At 66.4% G+C, this 6607-nt stretch carries 7 protein-coding genes; 2 read left to right on the forward strand and 5 right to left on the reverse strand.

Features of this window, described 5'->3' with window-relative positions; translation table 11 throughout:
* Positions 1–9 precede the first annotated feature (9 nt).
* The 5 genes from BN1134_RS11815 to fadI all read right to left on the reverse strand — a co-directional run bounded on the left by BN1134_RS11815 (position 10) and on the right by fadI (position 5280).
* Positions 10–897, reverse strand: coding sequence for an AEC family transporter (locus tag BN1134_RS11815; protein ID WP_042047435.1), 888 nt, complete (start codon positions 895–897; stop codon positions 10–12).
* A gap of 1 nt (position 898) precedes the next feature.
* Positions 899–1453, reverse strand: coding sequence for a YaeQ family protein (locus tag BN1134_RS11820; protein ID WP_042047436.1), 555 nt, complete (start codon positions 1451–1453; stop codon positions 899–901).
* Between the two features lie 82 nt (positions 1454–1535).
* Positions 1536–1676, reverse strand: coding sequence for a TIGR02808 family protein (locus BN1134_RS19320; protein WP_084214792.1), 141 nt, complete (start codon positions 1674–1676; stop codon positions 1536–1538).
* 153 nt (positions 1677–1829) lie between these two features.
* Positions 1830–3953 carry a fatty acid oxidation complex subunit alpha FadJ gene (fadJ, locus tag BN1134_RS11825; RefSeq protein ID WP_042047437.1) on the reverse strand — a complete coding sequence of 708 codons (2124 nt, stop codon included), beginning with the start codon at positions 3951–3953 and terminating at the stop codon, positions 1830–1832.
* Between the two features lie 16 nt (positions 3954–3969).
* On the reverse strand, positions 3970–5280 hold the full coding sequence (gene fadI, locus BN1134_RS11830) for an acetyl-CoA C-acyltransferase FadI (RefSeq protein ID WP_042047438.1): 1311 nt from the start codon (positions 5278–5280) through the stop codon (positions 3970–3972).
* 191 nt (positions 5281–5471) lie between these two features.
* Between fadI and BN1134_RS11835 the strand changes: the two genes are divergently transcribed.
* Together BN1134_RS11835 and BN1134_RS11840 are read left to right on the forward strand one after the other, a co-directional pair.
* Positions 5472–6404: an AAA family ATPase gene (locus tag BN1134_RS11835; protein ID WP_042047439.1), complete on the forward strand. Its 933-nt coding sequence runs from the start codon at positions 5472–5474 to the stop codon at positions 6402–6404.
* On the forward strand, positions 6395–6607 hold a 213-nt coding region (locus tag BN1134_RS11840), incomplete at its 3' end, for a DUF58 domain-containing protein (RefSeq protein WP_042047440.1). The genes BN1134_RS11835 and BN1134_RS11840, both read left to right, overlap by 10 nt.

A 6607-nucleotide genomic window follows, 5' to 3' on the forward strand; every position in this document is an offset into this window, starting at 1 on the left:
CCTCTCTCGCTATCCCAGGTGCAGCGCCAACCAGACCGCCAGCGGAATGATCAGCAGCGAGAGCGCGTTGCCCCCCAGCACGATACTGGCCACCTTCTGCGGCTGGCACTGGTACTGCTCGCACAACATGTAGTTGAGCACGGCCGGTGGCAGTGCCACCGACACCAGCAGCAGTGGCACCCACTCGGAATTCAGCGGCAGCAGCCACCACACCAGCAGCAGTGACCCGCCTCCCGCCGCCAGATAGAGCAGATTGACCCGGAGGGCGAGCCCCAGATCGTCCCATCCCCCGTCCAGCAGCCGGATCCCCAGCGCAAACAGCATCAAGGGCACCGAGATCTGGCCGAGCAGGGAGGCCGTCGTCACCACGAAGGCCGGCAACGAGATCCCCAGATTGGCCACCAGCAAGCCGGCCGCCGCCGCCCACAACATGGGGCTGCGCAGCCAGAGCCAGCGGCTCCCCTCCCTGCCCCCGGAGAGCAAGGCGATCCCCACCGAGAAGTGCAGCAGGTTGGAGAGCACGAACAGGATCACGATGGCGCCGAGCTGCTGCTCGCCGAAGGCCAGCACCATCAGCGGAATGCCGAGATTGCCGGTGTTGCGGAACATGGCGGGCACCATGCGTGCCGGCCGAGAAAGACCGCCAATGGGGCACAGGGCCAGCAGCAGACCGGGCAGCAGGATCACCAGGGCGCCGGCCAGCAGCAGCGCCATATGCTCACCGAGGGCCAGCGGGTATTTCACCAGCGCCGAGAAGACCAGGGCCGGGGTAAACAGCTCGATGTTGGCACGATTGACGAACCCGAGCTCCCCGCCCGGCCGGCGATGGCCGTAGAGGGCGCCAAGGGCCACCACGGCAAACACCGGGACCACGATGTCGAGCAGAGCGGCCAGCATATCAGGCGTGGCTGGGGTGGCGTTGCAGGAACTGGGGGTCCAGGGTCACCTCAGCGTGGCCATTGCTCAGCCAGAGCTGCCCCTCGCTGATGGTGCAGGTGAGCTGCATGGTGCGCTCGGCCAGGGCTGCCAGCGCCTGGCTCTGCTCATCGGCCAGCTCGATCACCGTCAGGTTGTCGTGCTGGGCGAGCTTGCCCTGATTTTGCTTCCACCACACCGATACCCCGCGCCCGCCATAGGCATAGAGCACCACTTCACGGGCGCGGTTGCACGCCTTCTTGAGGCGGCGCTCGTCGGGCAGGCCGAGCTCCACCCACAACTCAATCTCGTCGCTGTAGTTTTTGATCCACAGCTCCGGCTCGTCGTCGGCAGACAGCCCTTTGGTAAATTCGAGACGCTCGGCCGCATGCCAGGCAAAGGCCGCCAGGCGGATCATCATCCGCTCGTCGGTTTCGGAGGGGTGGCGGGCCAGGGTGAGGGAGAAGTCCTGATAGAGGCCCCTGTCCATGTCGGAGAGGGAGAGATGGGCCTTGAATACGGTTGCCTTGAGGGCCATAACGCACCTGGGTCAGTGGGAACGCCCGGCAGTGTACCCGATTGCGGCGCGGCTGACGATGGCACTCAAGGCAACAAGGGGATCAACGCTCGACCGGCTTCACTCCGCAGGCATTGAGCAGGACGCAGCTCACCACCGCCACGGCAAGAAAGCCGCTTAAGAAGATGAAGGGCATCACGCCGTATCCCAGCACGGTCCAAATGGTTTGCTCAAGCAGGCTCATGGTTTTCTCCTCGTTCGATTGCGTCCTCATTGTCACCCTAGTCCGATGGCGTGAGCCATGCCACCAAAGGAGTAAACCCGACCCGGTTTGCGCTGGATCAAGGACGCAGGCATAAAAAAGGCGGCCCGCAGGCCGCCAATTCGATAAGAGGGCTCAGTAAAAGGTGCGCCCCTCGGCCGCCATGCTTTTAAGCCGCTCGCACGGGGCGAAACGATCGCCAACGCGCTGTTGGTAGTGCTCAAGCCGCCCGACCAGATGGGCGATGCCGAGGCAGTCCATATAGCGGAACGGGCCGCCGAGGAAGGGGGGAAAGCCGATGCCGAAGATGGCGCCGATGTCACCGTCACGGGGCGAGGCGATCACCCCGCCATCGAGCGCGATGGCCGCCTCGTTGAGCATCATCAGCACGCAGCGCTCGGCCAGCTCCGCCTTGGGCAACTTGGCCTGCGGCGTGACCCCGAGCAGATCGTAGACACTCTCGTCCACCTGTTTCTTGCCCTTCTTGGCCGCCTTGCCATAGAGGTAGAACCCCTTGCCATTCTTGCGCCCCTTGCGATCGGCCTTGAGCAGCTTGTCAAACGCCGCCGGCGCCTGGAAGCGCTCGCCGCCGAGCTCCTGCTCCAGGATCGGGGAGATCTTGGCCCCCACGTCGATGCCCACCTCGTCGAGCAGGTTGATGGGGCCGACCGGGAAACCAAAATCGAGCAGGGCCCCGTCGAGCACCTCCACCGGCTCCCCTTCCAGCACCAGGCGCGCCGCCTCGTTCATGTAGGGGGCCAGGATGCGGTTGACGTAGAAGCCCGCCTCATCCTTGACCACGATCGGGGTCTTACCCTGGGCCCTCGCGAACGCCAGGGTGGTGGCCACCGTCTCGGCGCTGGTGCCGGCATGGGGGATGATCTCGGCCAGCGGCATCTTGTCGACCGGGCTGAAGTAGTGCAGCCCCACCACCCGCTCGGGATGCGCCGCCTTGGCGGCAATCTGACCGATCGGCAGCGACGAGGTGTTGGAGGCAAAGATGGCCTGCTGGGTCTCGCGCTCGATGTCCGCCACCATCTGCTGCTTGAGGGCGAGATCCTCAAACACCGCCTCGACCACCATGTCGATACGATGAAAGCCCGAGTAATCCACGGTGCCCGACAGCATGCTCATCTGCTTTTCCAGCTCGCTGCGCAGAATGTGGCGGCGCTTGAGCTTTTTGGCCAGCAGATCGTAGCTGTAGCGCAGGGCATTGCTGATCCCGCCCTGGGCCACGTCCTTGATCCGCACCGGCAGCCCCGCCTTGCTGGTGGTGACATACGCGATGCCGCCCCCCATCAGGCCGCCACCCAGCACGCCCACATGACCCACCTTGCGCGGGGCGGCCCCCTGGTAGCTCACCTCTTTTTTCATCTCAGTGGTGGCAAAGAACAGGGAGCGCAGGGCGGCGGACTCCGGCGTCATCACCAGCTCGCCGAAGCGGCGCGCCTCGGCAGCCAGCCCGGCCTGCATCCCCTCCTCAACCCCGATGCGGATCACCTCGAGGATGCGCTCCGGCGCCGGGTAGTTGCCGCGGGTCTTGGCCATCACCCCCTTGCGGGCCTGATCAAACAGCACCTTGCGGCCCAGCTTGTTGGTCTCGAGCAGCTTGCCTTGCAGATCGCGCTTGAGCTCGCGCTTGGGCTTGCCCTGCTTAACCCGCTTGATGGCGGCCTCGAGCAGTATGCTCGGCGCCACCACCTCATCGACCAGACCGAGCTTCTTGGCCTGCTTGGCACGCACCTGCTTGCCGGTGAGGATGAGATCGAGCGCCTTGGCCACGCCGATGAGACGCGGCAGGCGCTGGGTGCCGCCGGAGCCCGGCAGCAGGCCGAGTTGCACCTCAGGCAGGCCCAGCACTGTCTTGCCGTGATCGGTGGCGACCCGGCTGTGGCAGGCCAGCGCCAGCTCCAGCCCGCCGCCAAGGCAGGGGCCGTGGATGGCGGCGATCACCGGGATCGGCAGCGCCTCGATCTCGCCAAACAGCAGCTGCCCCTCGCGGGCCAGCTGCTCGGCGTCATCGGCGCTCTGGCAGGCTGCCAGCATGCCGATGTCGGCGCCGGCGATGAAGGAGTCCGGCTTGCCGGAGCGGATCACCAGACCGATGAGATCCTTGTTGGCCCGGATCTGGGCCAGCACGCCGCGCACCTCGTCGGCGAAGGCGGCCTTGAGGGTATTCATGCTCTCGCCCGGTACATCCATGGTGAGCAGGCCGATGCCGTCTTTGCGGATCTCGAGGGTAAAGCTCTTCTGTTCCATCTTGGTTCTCCTGCCCTTATTCCACTTCCAGCACCATGGCGGCGCCGAGGCCACCCGCCGCACAGGCGGTGTTGAGCCCCAACCCGCCGCCGCGACGGCGCAGCTCGTTGAGGGTCTGGGTGATCATGCGCGCGCCAGTGGCGGCGAAGGGGTGGCCATAGGCCAGCGACCCTCCCAGCACGTTGAACTTCTCCATGTCCACCTCGCCGATGGCCTGATCCCGGCCCAGCTTGTCACGGGCAAACTCGTGGCTGGCAAACATCTTGAGGTTGGCCAGAGTCTGGGCGGCAAACGCCTCGTGCATGTCGATGAGGGTGAGATCGCTTAAGGTGATGCCGGCGCGATCCAGCGCGAGCGGGGTGGCGTAGGAGGGGCCCATCAGCATGTCCTGCCACACATCGATGGCCGAGAAGGCAAAGCTGCGGATGTAGCCGAGCGGCTCGAGGCCAAGCTCGCGGGCGCGCCCCTCGCGCATCAGCATGACGGCGGCGGCGCCGTCGGTGAGCGGGGTGGCGTTGGCGGCGGTCACCGAGCCGTGCACCCGGTCAAACACCGGTTTGAGCTTGGCGTAGCTGGCCAGATCCGACCCTTCGCGGATGTTGTTGTCGCGCTCGAGGGCGGCGCGGTAAGGGGGCACGTGGGCGGCGAACACCTCGCCAGCCAGCTTGCCCTCGGCCCAGGCCTGGGCGGCTAGGGTGTGGGAGCGGTGAGCCAGCTCATCTTGCGCGGCGCGACTGATGCCGTGGGTCTTGGCCATCTGCTCGGCAGTCTGCCCCATGGAGAGGCCGGTGGAGTACTCGGCCACCGCCGGCGGTACCGGCAGCAGATCCTTTAGGCGCAGGCGGCGCAGAATATTGAAGCGCTGCTGGAGGTTGCGCGCCTTGTTGAGATCGACCAGGGCGCGCGCCAAAGACTTGCTCACCCCGATGGGCAGCACGGAGGAGGAGTCGGCGCCGCCGGCGATGCCGATGTCGATGGTGCCAGCCATGATCGACTCGGTGACGTTGGCGACCGCCTGGAAACTGGTGGCGCAGGCGCGCGACACGCTATAGGCATCGGTCGAAACGCTCATGCCGGTACCGAGCACGATCTCGCGGGCGATGTTCGGCGCCTCGGGCATCTGCACGACCTGACCAAAGACCAGCTGTTCGATGAGGACAGGATCGAGATCCACCCGGGCGAGCATCTCGCCCACCACCAGCTTGCCGAGATCCACTGCCGGCACGCCGTGGTAGGCGCTGGCCTGTTTGGCAAAGGGGGTACGCAGCCCCGCCACAACGGCAATCCGTTCGCCCTGGCGGGTGGTCAGTTTCAATGGCTTGTTCATCCTGGCTCCTTGTTGGAAGAGGTCTGACCTCACGGGCGACATGTTAACAATCCAATCACAAGTTTCATACAGGTGATTGAAACAATTTTGCCATCGATCACTCTATGCCGATTGCGCGGCTCGGCACTGGTGATGCGAGGGGCCCTGGAGTATAAAAAGAGCAACCCCGATAAAAAACAACGAGTTCCACTATGCCTCAGCCCCAGTTCAGCCAACTGCGCCAGCGCCTCAACGAGCAGGTGCTGGGGCAGCCCGATCTTGTCGACGGCCTGCTCATCACCCTGTTGTGCGAGGGGCATGTGCTCATCGAGGGGGCGCCTGGCCTGGCCAAGACCCGGCTGGTCAAGGCGCTCGGCGCGGCGCTTGAGGGGCGCTTCGCCCGCATCCAGTTCACCCCGGATCTGCTGCCGGCGGATCTCACCGGCTCCGAGGTGTTCCACCCCCAGGACGGCAGCTTCGTGTTTCAACCCGGCCCCCTGTTTAACCACCTGATCCTCGCCGACGAGATCAACCGGGCGCCGGCCAAGGTGCAATCGGCCCTGCTCGAAGCCATGGCCGAGCGGCAGATCACGGTGGGCAAGAAGAGCTGGCGCCTGCCGCCGCTGTTCATGGTGGCGGCGACCCAGAACCCCATCGAGCAGGAGGGCACCTACCCCCTGCCGGAGGCCCAGCTCGACCGCTTCCTGCTCAAGCTCAAGGTGAGCTACCCGGACTCGGCATTGGAGCTGGCCATCTTGCGCCAGCACCGCCAGGGGGAGCCCGCCCCCGACGCCAGCCGCCAACTGGGGCTCGGGAGCCTGCAAGAGGCGCGCCGCCAGGTGCTCGCCGTCGAGATGCAGCCGCGCCTCGAGCAGTACATCGTCCACCTGGTGTGCGCCAGTCGCCAGGACCCGAGCGGCCTCATCGCCTACGGGGCCAGCCCGCGCGCCACTCTGGGGCTGGCCCGCGCCGCCCGTGCCCGTGCCTGGCTAGAGGGGCGCGCCTTCGTGCTGCCCGAGGACATCTCTACGCTGGCGCTCCCCCTGCTGCGCCACCGGCTGCTACCCAGCTACCCGGCGCTGGCCCAGGGGCTCGACGGGGACGCGCTGGCCCGCCAGCTGCTGGAGCGAGTGCCATGCCCCTGAGCGAGGCGGCCCTGCTCGGCGATCCCCTGCTGGCCCTGCCGCTGGCGCGGCTGCTGGCCACCCGCTCGTTGGCACGCCTCGCCCCCGAGCGGCATACCCCGCAGCACAGGGGGCGCCTCGCTCGCCAACCCGGCCTCACCTTCAAGGAGCTGCGCCCCTACCAAAGCGGCGACGAGGTGCGCCACATCGACTGGCGGGTCACC

This window comes from Aeromonas simiae (assembly GCF_000820125.1).
Taxonomy (GTDB): Bacteria; Pseudomonadota; Gammaproteobacteria; order Enterobacterales; family Aeromonadaceae; genus Aeromonas; species Aeromonas simiae.

Excerpts from the sequence above, each read along its gene's own strand:
- BN1134_RS11815 (WP_042047435.1), bottom strand. The coding sequence starts at position 897 with ATGCTGGCCGCTCTGCTCGACATCGTGGTCCCGGTGTTTGCCGTGGTG.
- BN1134_RS11820 (WP_042047436.1), bottom strand. The coding sequence starts at position 1,453 with ATGGCCCTCAAGGCAACCGTATTCAAGGCCCATCTCTCCCTCTCCGAC.
- BN1134_RS19320 (WP_084214792.1), bottom strand. The coding sequence starts at position 1,676 with ATGAGCCTGCTTGAGCAAACCATTTGGACCGTGCTGGGATACGGCGTG.
- fadJ (WP_042047437.1), bottom strand. The coding sequence starts at position 3,953 with ATGGAACAGAAGAGCTTTACCCTCGAGATCCGCAAAGACGGCATCGGC.
- fadI (WP_042047438.1), bottom strand. The coding sequence starts at position 5,280 with ATGAACAAGCCATTGAAACTGACCACCCGCCAGGGCGAACGGATTGCC.
- BN1134_RS11835 (WP_042047439.1), top strand. The coding sequence starts at position 5,472 with ATGCCTCAGCCCCAGTTCAGCCAACTGCGCCAGCGCCTCAACGAGCAG.